The following is a 13,538-nucleotide window of genomic DNA, read 5'->3' on the forward strand; positions in this document are numbered from 1 at the left end:
CCCCACCGGCGGCTGCAGCATCTCCACCCGCATGCCCACCAGACCGCAGCTGCTGCACCTCCCGCTGATGCTCCAAAGCCTCCGCCCGAGCACCCTCAGCAGCCTCCCGCCGCTCAGCAGCCCCCGCCGCCAACCGCCGAGCCTCAGCAGCCTTCTCCTCGGCAACGGCCTGAGCCTCCCGAGCCCGAGCCTCCGCCTCATCCGCCGCAGCCTGCTCCTTCTCCGCGTGCGCCGCAGCAGCCTGCGCCCGCACCTCATGCTCCTGAGCAGCCCGCTCATCCCGCCGCAGCCGCGCCTTCTTGGCAGCACCCACCAACAGCGCAGCCAAAACCACCACCACAACCACAGCGACGACGATCCACAGGACGGTCATTCCGTCCATCAGTCCTCCTCGACTAGAAGTCCGCGTCCCCCGGTACCCGCCCCACCCCCACCACTAACCCAAACCCCAACCCGCCCACCGCTGCAGACACAACCCGCCCGCGCAACACCTCACACGAGAGTCAGGTCCCCACCCCACAGCCGCGACCTCCTTGGCGTTCTCGGAGGCATCCCGGACGGCGGCCCCGAGCCGTGACGCACTAACCGACGACACCCGCCACGGTCAGCACGAACGCGAACCGGGCATCCGCTGAGCTGTGCACCGGTCCAACGGCACAGCGGTCATCGCACCCGGTGAGCCAGCCACAGCACCGGGCGTTGGGTCCGAGGGTCGGAGTCGGCCGCCGGCACCCGGCGTTGAGCCCGCGGGTCGGGATCAGCCTCTGACGTTCGGCGTCGAGACTGTGGGTCGGGATCAGCCGCTGGCACCGGGCGTTGAGACCGCAGGTCGGGGTCGGCCGCTGGCGTCCGGCGTTGGGACCGGGTGGTGGGAGTCAGCCGTCAGGGACGGTGCCGGTTACGCCAGCGGGTCTGGTGGTTAGAGGAGGCCTCTGTGCGCTGCCCAGACGATGGCCTCTATCGCGGTTCCGAAGCCGAGGCGGTCGCAGGCGGCGCGGGTGCGGCGGCGGACTGTTCGCTCGGAGAGGTCGAGGCGGCGGGCTACTGCCTCGATGGGTAGGCCGGTGGCGATCAGGCGGAACAGGCGTAGGTCCTCGGCGCTGATTCCCCGGGGGAGGACGATGGGCGCTGTTTCCGCGGGCGTCGCCGCCGTCGACGCGGCCGTCGCCGCGCGCGGTCCGCCGTGTCGGGTGGTGCCACGGGGGCCTACGTGGGTTGCTGTCTCGCGCGGGAGTGGGTAGATCGCCGGGTCGTGTGGGTGGGCCAGAGGTGGGGAGGCCTGGAGGTTTGACCACGTAGAGGTGGTGGCTGCGGCTGCCTCGGGGGGCGAGGTGTGGGGGACCACGTGGATGTTCGGGTCGCGGGTTGGCGCGTGGGGGTTGGGCTCAGGGGTCAGCGCGCGCGGGCTGGACTCAGGGGTCGGCGCGCGCGGGCAGGGCTCGAGGGGAAGCGCGTGAGGGCTGGGCTCGGGGGGTAGCGCGTGAGGGCTGGGCTCGGCGGGTAGCGCGTGAGGGCTGGGCTCGGCGGGTAGCGCGTGAGGGCTGGGCTCGGCGGGTAGCGCGTGGGGACTGGGCTGAGGGGTCAGCGCGTGGGCGCTGGGCTCGGAGGGCGTCGGCTGTGGGGCCGGGGCGTTGGCTACAGGGGTGCTCGAGGTGTGCGCGCTGGGGTCTTGCGGGACGGCGTGGGGTGGTTTGTGGCGGGGGTGCTTTCGCAGGTTCGGGTGGGTGAGGGTTTCGTGGTGCAGGGCGGTCATCGGATCACCTGGTTCCGAACACCCGGGACTCGGCGGCGTCCCAGTCGGCCGGTTCTTGCTGCGGGGGGTAGGGCCGCAGACGATGGGTGGTGCGGACGAGGGCGCGCATCGCGCTCAGGTCCGGGAGGGGTTCGCCCAGGGCTCGGGCCTGGACGAGGATGTTGCCTAGGGCAGAGGCTTCTACGGGACCGGCGAGGACGGGGAGGCCGCACGCGTCGGCGGTCAGTTGGCAGAGGAGCTCGTTCTGGGAGCCGCCGCCGATCACGTGGATGACGTCGATTTCTTGGCCGGCGAGGGCTTGGGCGGTGCGGAGGGTTCGGCGGTAGGCGAGGGCGAGGCTCTCCAGGATGCAGCGGACTGTTGCCGCCCGGCTCGCCGGCTTGGGTTGGGCGGTGCGGGTGCAGAAGTCGTCGATGCGGGCAGGCATGTTGCCTGGGGCAAGGAATGTGGGGTCGTCGGGGTCGATCAGTACGGCGAAGGGTGGGGCTTCGGCCGCTTGGGCGAGGAGGGCGGCCAGGTCTTCGGTTTCCCAGACTCGGAGGCACTCCTGGAGGATCCACAGGCCCATGACGTTCTTGAGGAATCGGATTCGGCCGTCGACGCCACCCTCGTTGGTGAAGTTGGCCTGGCGGGCTTGGTCGGTCAGGACGGGCTCGGGGAGCTCGAGACCTGCCAATGACCAGGTGCCTGAGGAGATGTAGGCGAAGCGCTCGCCTTCCTCCGCTGGTACGGCTACTACCGACGAGGCGGTGTCGTGTGAGCCCACGGCGATCACTGGGAGCTGCGCGGGACGCGAAGTCGCCTCGTTGGCGCCTGATGGGAGGGCCCCGGACGGGCGTGGGGTGAGGCCCGCTTCGGTAGCTATCTCCGGGAGCACCGGGCCGATGATCTGGCCTGGCTCGCGAAGGGGTGGCAGGAGTGTCGCGGGGATGCCGATGCGGTCGGCCAGGTCCTTGCTCCACGTGCGGCTGCGTACGTCGTACAGCTGCGTGGTGGAAGCGTTCGTGTGTTCTGCACCGGGGACGCCGGTGAGCCAGTAGGCGAGGAGGTCGGGGATCAGGAGGAGGTGGTGGGCCTGGTCCAGGGACTGCTCGGCGGCCAACTGGTAGATGGTGTTGAAGGGGAGTTGCTGGAGGCCGGTGGTGGCGTACAGGTCCTCGGCGGGGATAGTACGGAGGACTTCCTGCATGACGCCGTCGGTTCTGGCGTCTCGGTAGTGGACGGGGTTGCCGAGGAGCTTGCCGTTGTGGGCGATGAGGCCGTAGTCGACTGCCCACGAGTCGATGCCGATGCCGTCGAGAGGGCCGTCGCTGGCCGCCTTCGCCAGGCCGGCGAGGGTTTCCCGGTAGAGGTGGAGGATGTCCCAGTACAGGGTGCCTTGGATCTGGACCGGGCCGTTCCAGAAGCGGTGGACCTCGGTGAGCTCCAGGTGTCCTGCGCCGAGCTCGCCGACCATGACGCGGCCGCTGGACGCGCCGAGGTCTACTGCGGCCAACCGAAGGCTCATCGGGCAACGCTCCTTGGAGAGTGGTCGTTTGGTCGGCTTCGAAAGCCGGTGTCACCAGCGGTGTGCTCGGGATCAGGTCGGGTTGACGACCTCCAGGGGGAGGTGGAGGAGGCTGGAGACTGCTTGGAGGTCGGCGACCCGGTGGCCTGTGCCGAGGGCCCAGTGGTGGGCCACACCGGAGGCTGACCAGGCGTCGGTCCACTCGCCGGGGTCGCAGGCGAAGTCGACTCGGCTGGTGGTGTTGCCGATCTGGAGGAGTGGGCCGGGGACAACCTTGCCTTCGGAGGCGATGAGTTTGAAGGAGCCGTCGCGGAGCTGGCCCAGGCCCAGTGCGGTGACCGGGCCGTGGGCTACGTCGAACTCGACGGACACGCCCCAGCCGCGCTTGCCGTGGTACACGCCCAGGCCGCGGAGGAGCGGCTTGGTGGAGCTGATCGCCAGGTGGGCGGGGCCGTCGTGGCCCATCTCCACGACGTTGTCGGTGAAGTTGAGGGCTTGCAGCTCGGTGAAGGAACCGCCGGCGCCGAGCTTGTCCATCATCAGCATCGCCAGTGAGGTGCGGAGCTCGTACTCCCCGGCCGCCGGGACGCCCCTTGCTGTGAGCAACGATGCGCCGAGGATCATGCCGGCGGCTACGCGCTCATGGGTCTCGCCGTCGAGGCCACGGTGGTAGTAGGCGAGGGTGTCCAGCTGGAAGTCCTCGACCAGGCGGTCGAGGGCGACCGAGACCGTCGCGCCCCAGCGGAAGTCGTCCTCGACGACCGAGTCGTCCAGGGTGAAGACGTCCTGGGCGACCTTCATCCGCGCCTCGGTCTCGGCGGCGGTCACCTTCTCGACGCGGACCCGGAGGTCGTCGATCTCCAGGATCTCGACGTGGCCGCCGAGTTGCGCGGAGACCAGGGTCGGGTCGGTGATGACGTCCATCATGCCGGGGTAGAGGTGGCCGAGCAGGCCGTGCCTGCCGTGGCGGAAGGCGGCGCGGACGCCGGCTGCCTTCAGCCAGCGGTGGATTCTGGTCCAAGCGCGTTCGTCTTCGAGGTGGCCGGAGACGGAGCGGAAGTCGATGCCGCAGCGTTCGAAGGCGTTCGCCATCTCGGGGAGCGGGCAAGCGCCGCAGTACGCCAACCAGGCGCCGGTGTCGAAGGTTGCGTGGTCCATCGCCTCGGTGGGCTGGAGGTTGAGGAGGAGGACCGGGGCGTTGGAGCGTTGGGCGATCGGGACGAGCATCGAGGCCGTCATGTACGTCGTGAGGAAGCCGACGATCAGGTCGCAGTCGGCCAGCCGCAGCTTCTCGGCCGCTGCGGCGCCCTCCTGGGCGTCGGAGATGAAGCCGACGTCGATGACCTCGCAGTCGAACTCACCGAAACGCTCGGCCACTCGGCGCGCTGAGGCCTGCAGCTGTGGGAGGAGGTCGGGGAACTGAGGCCAGTACGCGCCGAGACCGCCTGCGACGAGGCCGATGCGGGTCTTGCGTGGCTCGACCCGGGGCAGCAGTCCTGCGCCGTCTACTGAACGACTCGGGTCAGAACTCCACATGCTGGTTCCTCCTCGTGGGCGGGCAGGTGTCGCGGTCGCAGACGTCGAGACGGCGGATCGGGTGCGCGGTGGTTGAGGTTGTCGGGGATACGGCCGATGAGGTCGTCTGTGGTCGGGGCCGTACCGGCCGGTGGGTGATTTGGTGGAGTGGGGACATTGGAATCAGCGGAGGAAGGCTGCGGCTACGCCGGCATCTACGGGGATGTGGAGGCCGGTGGTGTGGGAGAGGTCGCCGGCGGTGATGGCTACTACGGCGGCGGCTACGTGGTCGGGGAGCACCTCTCGTTTGAGCAGGGTTCGCTGGGCGTAGTAGGCGCCGAGCTCGGACTCGGGGACGCCGTAGACGGCGGCGCGTTTGGCGCCCCAGCCCTTGGCGAAGATGCCGGAGCCGCGGACCACGCCGTCGGGGTTGATGCCGTTGACGCGGATGCCGTGCTCGCCGAGCTCGGCGGCGAGGAGGCGGACCTGGTGGGCCTGGTCGGCCTTGGCGGCGCCGTACGCGACGTTGTTGGGGCCGGCGAAGACGGCGTTCTTGCTGGAGATGTAGATGATGTCGCCACCGATGGCCTGGTCGATCAGGATCTTGGCCGCGACCTTGGAGACCAGGAACGAGCCCTTCGCCATCACGTCGTGCTGGAGGTCCCAGTCGTGCTCGGTGGTTTCGAGCAGGGGCTTGGAGATCGAGAGGCCGGCGTTGTTGACGATCAGGTCCACGCCACCGAAGGCGAGGACTGCCTGCTCGAACGCCGCGGCGACGGCCGCTTCGTTCGACACGTCGGCGCCGATCGCGACAGCCTTGTCGGTGCTGCCGATCTCCTTGGCGACTGCCTCGGCCGCGGCGGTGTCGAGGTCGGCGACGACGACGCACGCGCCCTCGGCGGCCAGCCGCTGGGCGATCGCCTTGCCGATGCCGGAGCCGCCGCCGGTGACGAACACGACTCGGGTGGCGAGCGGCTTCGGCTTGGGCATCCGCTGCAGCTTCGCCTCCTCGAGCGCCCAGTACTCGATGCGGAACTTCTCCCGCTCGTCGATCGGCGCGTACGTCGAGACCGCCTCCGCGCCGCGCATCACGTTGATCGCGTTCACGTAGAACTCACCGGCGACCCGCGCGGTCTGCTTGTCCTTGCCGAAGCTGAACATGCCGACGCCGGGCACCAGCACGATCGCCGGGTCGGCGCCACGCATCGGCGGGCTGTCCGGCTCCTTGTGCCGGTCGTAGTAGGCCGCGTAGTCCTCGCGGTACTGGAGGTGCAGCTCCTTGAGCCGCGTCATCGCCTCCTCCAGCGGAGCGGACGGTGGCAGGTCGAGCACCAGCGGCCGCACCTTCGTCCGTAGGAAGTGGTCCGGGCAGGACGTCCCCAGCGCGGCCAGCTCGCCGAGCCGCTCCCGGGCGGTGAACTCCAGCACGACCTCCGCGTCGTTGAAGTGCCCGACCTGTGGGTTGTCCGTCGACGCGAGCCCGCGGATCACCGGCGCGAGCGCCGCCGCGCGCTGCCGCCGCTGTTCCTCCGGCAGCGCCTCGTACCCCGGTACGACGGCACCGAACGGCTCAGGCTTGCCGCGCTCGGCGAGGAACTGCTCAGCGGTCCGGATGATCTCCAGCGAGTTCGCCTCGCACTCCTCCGAGGTCGCACCCCACGCGGTGATGCCGTGTCCGCCGAGGATCACGCCGATGGCCTGCGGGTTCTCGCGCTTGGTCTGCGCGATGTCGAGGCCGAGCTGGAACCCCGGCCGCCGCCACGGCACCCAGACCACCCGGTCGCCGAAGCACTCGGCGGTCAGCTTCTCGCCGTCCGCCGCGGTCGCCAGCGCGATCCCGGAGTCCGGGTGCAGGTGGTCGACGTGCGGAGCGTCGACCAACCCGTGCATCGCGGTGTCGATCGACGGCGCGGCGCCGCCCTTGCCGTGCAGGCAGTAGTCGAAGGCCGCGACCATCTCGTCCTCGCGGTCGACGCCGGGGTAGACGTCGACGAGCGCGTTCAGCCGGTCGATCCGCAGCACGGCCAGGCCGGCCGCGGTCAGCGTCCCCAGGTCGCCGCCCGAGCCCTTCACCCAGACCAGGTCCACCGGCTGCTGGGTGACCGGATCGGTCGCCGTCCCCTTCGCCGACGTGTTGCCGCCGGCGTAGTTCGTGTTGCGTGGATCAGCACCCAGCCTGTTGCTTCGGGCAACAAGCTCGGCAGCGGCGTCGGTCACGGTCATGCTCCCCATCCGGCCTGCTGGCCGTCGGCTCGGTCCTTGCTGATCTGTTCGAAGTACCCGCTGCGCTGGTACGCCGCGACCGGGTCGGGGTCGATCCCCTGCTCGGTCCGCAGCTCGGCGAGCAGCGGACGGACGTCGGTGTTGTAGGCGTCCATCAGCACCGCGTTGGCGCCGAGCACGTCACCGGCCTGCTGCGCCGTGCGCAGTGCGTCCCGGTCGACCAGCAGCGCCTTCGCGGTGGCCTCCTGGACGTTCATCACCGACCGGATGATGGCCGGGATCTTCGCCTCGATGTTGTGGCACTGGTCGAGCATGAACGCGATCCCGCGGCCCGGGTCGAGCGCGTCGCCGCGGACGATCTCGTTCATGATCCGGAACAGCTGGAACGGGTCGGCGGCGCCGACCATCAGGTCGTCGTCGGCGTAGAACCGGCTGTTGAAGTCGAACGCGCCGAGCTTGTCCACCCGGAGCAGGAACGCGACGATGAACTCGATGTTGGTGCCCGGTGCGTGGTGGCCGGTGTCGATGCAGACCGCCGCCTTCGGCCCGAGCTCCAGGCAGTGCGCGTACGACGTACCCCAGTCCGGGACGTCGGTGGTGTAGAAGGCCGGCTCGAACAGCTTGTACTCCAGCAGCATCCGCTGGTCGGCGCCGAGCCGGTCGTAGACCTCCTTGAGCGCGGTCGCGAGCCGGGTCTGCCGGTCCTGGATGTCGTCCTGGCCCGGGTAGTTCGTCCCGTCGGAGAACCACAGCTTCAGGTCGTGGGAGCCGGTCGCGTCCATGATGTCGACACACTCGAGCAGGTGGTCGGTGGCCTTGCGCCGGACGCTCGGGTCCGGGTTGGTGACGCTGCCCAGCTTGTAGTCGTCGTCCTGGAAGACGTTGCTGTTGATCGCCCCGAGCCGCACGCCCTGGTCCTTCGCGTACGCCGCCAGCGCCGCGTAGTCGTCGACCTTGTCCCAGGGGATGTGCAGCGCGACGCTCGGCGCCACCCCGGTGTACTTGTGCACGACCGCCGCGTCGGCGATCTTCTCCTCCGGCGACCGCGGCACGCCCGGCTGGCCGAACACCTTGAACCGGGTGCCCGAGTTGCCGAACGCCCAGGAGGGCAGCTCGATCTCCTGCCGGCGGAGGGCGGATTTCACGGCTTCGGTCGTCATAGGTCAGTCCTTCGCAGGTGTGAGGTGGAAGATCTCGGGGAGCAGCAGGAACGACTCGTCCGGCGGCCGGCCGTCGATCCCCGTGAAGAAGTCGGTCATCTGGGCCTGCCAGCGCCCGTTCACCTCGGTCGCCGCCATCGCCTTCTGCGCGGCCTCGAGGTCGTCGGCCTCGACGTACCCGATCAGCAGGCCGTCGTCGCGCAGGAAGAGCGAGTAGTTGTGCCAGCCGGAGTCGCGCAGCGCGGCCTGCATGTCGGGCCAGACGGCGCGGTGCCGTTCGACGTACTCGTCCAGGCGGTCGGGTTTGACCTGGAGGCAGAAGCAGTAGCGGTTCACAAGGGCTCCGGTCAGAAGTCGAACTGGTCGATGTTGGCCGCGGTGAACTCGGTCGGCGGGCCGAGCACGATCTCCCCTGAGGCGCCGACGGTGTAGTCGCCGAGCTTTCCGGCCTTGAACTTCTCGCCCTCGGCACCGGTGATCTGGTTCGAGCTCAGCGCGGCCCCGGCGTACGCCGCCAGGTAGCCGATGTCGGCCGGGTTCCAGAGGGCGAACTTCTTCACCGTGCCGTCCTTGACGAACTGGCGCATCTGGTTCGGCAGGCCGAGGCCGGTGATCGCGACCTTGCCCTTGTAGCTGGACGAGCTGACGTACCGCGAGGCGGCCGCGATCCCGACCGTGGTCGGCGAGACGATCACCTTGAGGTTCGGGTAGGTCTGCAGCAGGCCCTGGGCCTCGGTGAAGGACTTCTGGTCGTCGTCGTTGCCGTAGGCGATCTTGACCAGCTTGAGCTTCTGGTTGGCCGGTTTGGCCAGCTCGGTCTTCATCACCTCGATCCACGAGTTCTGGTTGGTGGCGTTCGGGGTCGCGGACAGCACCGCGATCTCACCGGAACCGCCGGCCAGCTCGCTGGCCATCTTCACCAGGCTCTCGCCGATGCCCTGCGTGGTGGCCTGGTTGATGAAGGCGTCCCGGCAGGTCTTGGCCGCGTCGGAGTCGAAGGTGACCACCTTGATGCCGGCCTTGCGAGCCTGGTTCAGCGAGGGGCAGACCGCGTTCGGGTCGTTGGCGGCGACCACGATCACGTCCTGCTGCTGCTGGATCAGCGTGTTGATGTAGCTGACCTGCGACGACGCGCTCGCGTCGTTCGGGCCGACCAGTTTGTACTCGCCCTTGAGCTCGCCGACCGCGACCTTGCCGCCGCCGACCTCGACGTCGGTGTAGGGGTTGTTCAGCTGCTTGGGCAGGTACGCGATCTTCAGCCCTTCCTTGAGCGGCGCGTTCGGGTCGGCCGCTGCCGAGCTGGACGACGACGGCGCCGCCGTCGCGTCCCCGGCGGTGCTCTCCTTGGTCGTGCCACCGCCGCAGGCGGTCAGCGCGAGGGACAGGACGGCCACCGTCGAGAGCGGGACCGCCGTACGGCGGGACAGGCGGAAGGTCATGGGAGGTCCTTTCTGGACGGTGACCCGGGGGTGGACTCGCTGCGGTGCCGACGGCGTTGCACCGCGGTACGGACGGCGTTGGCGAGGTTGGGGGCGAGCACGGAGGCGATCAGCAGCACACCGGTGACGACGTTGAGCGCCTCGTTGGAGACGTCGGACAGGCGGAGCGCGTTCTGCAGGGAGGCGAGCAGGACGACGCCGGCGATCACACCGGGCAGCGCACCCTTGCCGCCGAAGATCGAGACCCCGCCGAGCAGGACGGCGGCGACCACGGCGAGCTCCAGGCCGGCCCCGTTGTCGGCGCGGGCGCTGGAGTACCGCAGGGTCCAGAGCACGCCGGCCAGGCCGGCGACCAGGCCGCTCACGACGTACAGCCAGAACTTCAGGCGGCCGGGGCGGACGCCGGCGAACCGGGCCGCCTGCTCGCTCGCGCCGACCGCGAAGACCGCGCGGCCGATCGGCGTCGCGTGCAGGACCACGCCGAACACGATCGCCAGCACGACCACGACGATCAGCACGTTCGGGATCGGGCTGGTGCCGATCGTGCCGGTGACCCAGTCGGTGTAGAGCGCCGGGAAGTCCGCGACCGCGCCGTCGCCGAGCACGACGAAGGCCAGGCCGCGGTAGAGCGCCAGGGTTCCGATCGTGACCGCCAGCGAGGGCAGGCCGAGCACGGTGACGAAGAAGCCGTTCACCGCACCGAGCACCGCGCCCAGCAGCAGGCAGATCGGGATGATCGTCTCGATCGGCTGGTTCGCGTTCCACAGGTAGCCCATCAGGGCGCTGGACAGGCCGAGCGTGCTGGCCACCGAGAGATCGATCTCGCCGGTCACGATCACCAGCGTCATCGGCAGCGCGACCAGCGCGATCGGCAGCAGGTCGAGGACCAGGAAGCCGAAGTTCTGCGCGGTGCCGAAGTTGTCGACGGTCGCGGCGGCGACGATCAGCACCAGCACGGTCAGGGCGATGATCGCGACGTTCCAGTTCGCGAAGCGGCCGGCCAGGGCGCCGGGGCGGTCGGTGATCGCCGCGGTCTCAGCTGACATGGGAGCCTCGCTTCTTCAGCGTCGCGGCGACCCGCGCCGCGACCAGCCGGTCGGAACCGATCGCGAGCAGGATCAGCGCGCCGACGATCGCCTGCTGCCAGAACTGGTTGATCTCGAGAACCGCCAGGGCGCTGCTGATCGTGGTCAGCAGCAACGCGCCGAGCGCCGCGCCCCAGACCGAGCCGCTGCCGCCGAAGACGGCGACGCCACCGACAACCACCGCGGCGACGACGTTCAGCTCCAGGCCTGTCCCGGCGGCGGCGTCGATGGTGCCGAACCGGGCCGCGAACAGCACGCCCGCGAGGCCGGCCAGCGCTCCGCTGGCCAGGAACGCCAAGACCGTACGCCGCCCGACCGCGATCCCGGCCAGCTTGGCCGCCTGCGGGCTCGACCCCATCGCGTACAGCTCGCGACCGGCCCGGTAGTTCCGCAGGACCACACCCGTGACGACCAGGACCAGCAGCGCGATCAGCACCAGGTACGGGACGGAGAGCAGTGTCGCGTTGCCGAAGTCGAGGAACCCGGGAGGCAGTTCGTCGGCGTTGATCTGCTGGCCGCCGGCCCAGAAGTAGGTGACACCGCGGACGACGTACAGCGTGCCGAGGGTGACGACGAGGGCCGGGACGTTCCCGTACCGCACGAGAACCCCGTTGAGGGCGCCGCAGATCCCTCCGACCGCGGCACCGACGAGCAGGGCACCGACGACCGGGAGACCCGGGTGGTCCCGGAGCAGCGTGCCGACGGTGAAGGCACTCAGCCCGAGCACCGAGCCGACCGAGAGGTCGATGTTGCGGGTGATCACCACCACGGCCTGGCCGACCGCCAGTACGGCCAGGATCGCGGTGCCGAGCAGGATGTCGCGGATGCTCTGGCCGGACAGGAAGCGCGGGTTCGAGATCGCGGTCACCGCGACCAGCAGCGCCAGCGCGAGCACGATGCCCAGCTCGCGCGCCCGGAACACCAGGTCGAGCGACGACCTGCGCGTGGTCACGCCGGGGAGCCCGACGGCCGTCATACGGTCACCTCCTGACCGGTGGCGGCGAACATCACGGACTCCTCGGTCGCGTCGGCGCGGTCGAGCGCGGCGACCAGCCGGCCCTCGCGCATCACCAGCACCCGGTCGGCCATCCCGAGGACCTCGGGCAGCTCCGACGACACCATCAGTACGGCGACGCCCTCGGCGGCCAGGCTGGACATCAGCCGGTGCACCTCGGCCTTGGTGCCGACGTCGATCCCGCGCGTCGGCTCGTCGACGATCAGCAGCTTCGGTGCCATCGACAACCACTTGGCCAGCACGACCTTCTGCTGGTTCCCGCCCGACAGCGTGCCGACCTCGTCGCTGAGCCGGCCGTACTTCGTCTTCAGCCGCTTGGTCCACTCCCGGGCCGACCGGCGCTCGCTGCTGCCGGTCAGGAATCCCAGCTGGGACAGGGCTCTCGACCGCGGGAGCGTCACGTTCCGCTCGATCGACAGCTCCATCAGCAGGCCCTGCTGACGACGGTCCTCGGGCACCAGCGCAACGCCCGCGGCCATCGCGGCGCGCGGCGAGCCGGGCTTGAGCTTGCGCCCGCCGACCTCGACCACGCCGCCGTCACGCGGGTCGACGCCGAAGATCGACTGCACCACCTCGGACCGGCCGGAGCCGACCAGCCCTGCCAGCGCGACGATCTCACCGGCCCGGACCTCGAAGTCGATGTCGACGAAGACCGGGTCGCGCCGCAGGCCGCGCACCGAGAGCACCACCGCGCCGGGCGTGACGTCCTGCTTGGGGAACAGCGCGTCGAGATCACGGCCGACCATCCGCCGGACCATCTCGTCGACGCTCAGCTCCGCCAGCGGATCGGTGGAGACGTGCTTGCCGTCGCGCAGGATCGTCACCTTCTCGCAGAGCGCGGTGATCTCCTCGAAGCGGTGCGAGATGAACACCAGCGCGGCGCCGTCGTCGCGCAGCGAGCGGGCGACCGCGAACAGGCGCTCGACCTCGACGCCGGTCAGGGCCGCGGTCGGCTCGTCCATCACCACCACCCGGGCGTCCGCCGACAGCGCTTTGGCGATCTCCACCAGCTGCTGGTCGGCGATCGACAGGCCGCGCGCGGGGCGGCTCGGCGCGATGGACACGCCGAGCCGGGCGAACAGCTGCTCGGCCTCACGCTGCATCGCCGCCCGGTCGATGGTTTTGAAACGACCCAGCGGCTGCCGGCCCATCGCGATGTTCTCCGCGACGGACAGGTCGGGGAACAGCGTCGGCTCCTGGTAGATCACCGCGATCCCGGCCGCCTTGGCGTCGGCCGGTGTCGACAGCTCGACCGGTACGCCGTCCAGCTCGAGGGTCCCGGAGTCCGGCCGGTGCACGCCGGCCAGCATCTTCACCAGCGTGGACTTGCCCGCGCCGTTCTCGCCGACCAGCGCGTGCGCCTCCCCGCCGTACAGGTCGAAGGACACGTTCTGGACGGCGGCGACCGCGCCGAACGACTTCGAAACGTCCCGCACCCGTAGCACCGGAGCGTCCGTCGCCATCGCCACCTCCGTGAGTCTCGATCGGCCGGGCCTGAAAGGTTTCAAGAAGATTGCCCGAACGCGAGGCCGGGCGTCAAGGGGCAGTTGCGAAGTCTGTGGACAACCACAGGTGGACCCTGCGGACATCCACAGTCCGGGCAGGTACGCTTCGTGGGCTATCACGTTTCAAGCGGGGAGGTCACGTGGCACCACCCAGCGCACCTGGACGCGCCGGAGCGCCGGAGCCTGCCCCGGAGCGCGAGGGCAACGGGGCCGGCGCGTCGCCGAGAGCAGGCGGTACGCCGCGCGGCGGCTCAGCCGCACCGCGCTCGGGCGGGTCCCGGGCGTTCGGCGCTGTGAGGAAACACCGCAGCGATGGGTCCGAGGATCAGCTGTGTG

Annotated in this window: 9 protein-coding genes; all 9 read right to left on the minus strand. The window is 70.0% G+C overall.

The features are described from left to right. Positions 1–1,757 precede the first annotated feature (1,757 nt). The 9 genes from AB0M01_RS37075 to AB0M01_RS37115 all read right to left on the minus strand — a co-directional run bounded on the left by AB0M01_RS37075 (position 1,758) and on the right by AB0M01_RS37115 (position 13,160). Entirely contained in the window at positions 1,758–3,260 is a 1,503-nt protein-coding gene (locus tag AB0M01_RS37075) for a rhamnulokinase family protein (RefSeq protein ID WP_363677251.1), read from the minus strand. A 72-nt stretch (positions 3,261–3,332) separates the two neighbouring features. Further along, positions 3,333–4,796 carry an L-fucose/L-arabinose isomerase family protein gene (locus AB0M01_RS37080; protein WP_363677252.1) on the minus strand — a complete coding sequence of 488 codons (1,464 nt, stop codon included), beginning with the start codon at positions 4,794–4,796 and terminating at the stop codon, positions 3,333–3,335. 162 nt (positions 4,797–4,958) lie between these two features. Beyond that, positions 4,959–6,998 (minus strand): bifunctional aldolase/short-chain dehydrogenase, encoded by a 2,040-nt coding sequence (locus AB0M01_RS37085; protein WP_363677254.1) that lies wholly within the window; start codon positions 6,996–6,998, stop codon positions 4,959–4,961. Continuing rightward, positions 6,995–8,158, minus strand: coding sequence for an L-rhamnose isomerase (gene rhaI / locus AB0M01_RS37090; RefSeq protein WP_363677256.1), 1,164 nt, complete (start codon positions 8,156–8,158; stop codon positions 6,995–6,997). Before rhaI ends, AB0M01_RS37085 begins: the two co-directional genes overlap by 4 nt. Before the next feature lie 3 nt (positions 8,159–8,161). Next, a complete protein-coding gene (locus tag AB0M01_RS37095; protein WP_363677257.1) occupies positions 8,162–8,494 on the minus strand; it encodes an L-rhamnose mutarotase in 333 nt (110 codons plus the stop codon). Positions 8,495–8,505: 11 nt separating this feature from the next. Next, entirely contained in the window at positions 8,506–9,597 is a 1,092-nt protein-coding gene (gene rhaS / locus AB0M01_RS37100; RefSeq protein ID WP_363677258.1) for a rhamnose ABC transporter substrate-binding protein, read from the minus strand. Beyond that, complete coding sequence (locus AB0M01_RS37105) at positions 9,594–10,643, minus strand: ABC transporter permease (protein ID WP_363677260.1); 1,050 nt, start codon at positions 10,641–10,643, stop codon at positions 9,594–9,596. Before AB0M01_RS37105 ends, rhaS begins: the two co-directional genes overlap by 4 nt. Continuing rightward, positions 10,633–11,658 (minus strand): ABC transporter permease, encoded by a 1,026-nt coding sequence (locus AB0M01_RS37110; protein WP_363677261.1) that lies wholly within the window; start codon positions 11,656–11,658, stop codon positions 10,633–10,635. Before AB0M01_RS37110 ends, AB0M01_RS37105 begins: the two co-directional genes overlap by 11 nt. Beyond that, on the minus strand, positions 11,655–13,160 hold the full coding sequence (locus tag AB0M01_RS37115) for a sugar ABC transporter ATP-binding protein (RefSeq protein ID WP_363677263.1): 1,506 nt from the start codon (positions 13,158–13,160) through the stop codon (positions 11,655–11,657). Before AB0M01_RS37115 ends, AB0M01_RS37110 begins: the two co-directional genes overlap by 4 nt. Positions 13,161–13,538: the final 378 nt, after the last annotated feature.

Source organism: Kribbella sp. NPDC051770 (genome assembly GCF_040681455.1).
Lineage (GTDB): Bacteria > Actinomycetota > Actinomycetes > Propionibacteriales > Kribbellaceae > Kribbella.

What these genes read in the sequence shown, in the direction of transcription:
- AB0M01_RS37075 (WP_363677251.1), bottom strand. Translation starts at nt 3,260, where the DNA reads ATGAGCCTTCGGTTGGCCGCAGTAGACCTCGGCGCGTCCAGCGGCCGC.
- AB0M01_RS37080 (WP_363677252.1), bottom strand. Translation starts at nt 4,796, where the DNA reads ATGTGGAGTTCTGACCCGAGTCGTTCAGTAGACGGCGCAGGACTGCTG.
- AB0M01_RS37085 (WP_363677254.1), bottom strand. Translation starts at nt 6,998, where the DNA reads ATGACCGTGACCGACGCCGCTGCCGAGCTTGTTGCCCGAAGCAACAGG.
- rhaI (WP_363677256.1), bottom strand. Translation starts at nt 8,158, where the DNA reads ATGACGACCGAAGCCGTGAAATCCGCCCTCCGCCGGCAGGAGATCGAG.
- rhaS (WP_363677258.1), bottom strand. Translation starts at nt 9,597, where the DNA reads ATGACCTTCCGCCTGTCCCGCCGTACGGCGGTCCCGCTCTCGACGGTG.
- AB0M01_RS37105 (WP_363677260.1), bottom strand. Translation starts at nt 10,643, where the DNA reads ATGTCAGCTGAGACCGCGGCGATCACCGACCGCCCCGGCGCCCTGGCC.
- AB0M01_RS37110 (WP_363677261.1), bottom strand. Translation starts at nt 11,658, where the DNA reads ATGACGGCCGTCGGGCTCCCCGGCGTGACCACGCGCAGGTCGTCGCTC.
- AB0M01_RS37115 (WP_363677263.1), bottom strand. Translation starts at nt 13,160, where the DNA reads ATGGCGACGGACGCTCCGGTGCTACGGGTGCGGGACGTTTCGAAGTCG.